The organism is Pseudomonas gingeri (genome assembly GCF_013385425.1).
Classification (GTDB): Bacteria; Pseudomonadota; Gammaproteobacteria; order Pseudomonadales; family Pseudomonadaceae; genus Aquipseudomonas; species Aquipseudomonas gingeri_D.
In genome coordinates this window covers 1-579 of sequence record NZ_JACAQA010000052.1, presented here as the reverse complement: position 1 = coordinate 579, position 579 = coordinate 1, and the positions used below count along the sequence as shown (strand labels likewise).

The following is a 579-nucleotide window of genomic DNA, read 5'->3' as shown; positions in this document are numbered from 1 at the left end:
CAGAAGGTCTGGATCTCGCGGGTCCAGCATTCCGACCTGATGATCCTGCTGGCCCGGACCACGCCCCTGGCCGAGGTGCAGAAGAAATCCGAGGGCATGTCGATCTTCCTGGTGGACCTGCGCGAGGCCATCGGCAACGGCCTGACCGTGCAGCCCATCGCCAATATGGTCAACCACGAGACCAACGAGCTGTTCTTCGACAACCTGGAAATCCCCGCTGACAGCCTGATCGGCGAAGAAGGCAAGGGCTTTCGCTACATCCTCGACGGCCTGAATGCCGAACGCACGCTGATTGCCGCCGAATGCATCGGTGACGGCCGCTGGTTTATCGAAAAGGCCAGCGCCTATGCCCGCGACCGGGTGGTGTTCGGCCGCCCCATCGGGCAGAACCAGGGCGTGCAGTTCCCGATTGCCGAAGCCCATATCGAGATCGAGGCCGCCGACCTGATGCGCTGGCGTGCCTGCGAGGAATACGACAGCGGCCAGAACGCCGGGGCCAGCGCCAATATGGCCAAGTACCTGGCGGCCAAGGCGTCCTGGGAGGCGGCCAATGCCTGCCTGCAGACCCATGGCGGTTTC

The 579-nt window shown here is 63.9% G+C and carries 1 protein-coding gene; it reads left to right on the top strand.

Annotated features, from left to right (window positions below; genetic code table 11):
- A partial coding sequence (locus HX830_RS31680) for an acyl-CoA dehydrogenase family protein (RefSeq protein WP_177104769.1) occupies nucleotides 1-579 on the top strand: 579 nt, incomplete at both ends.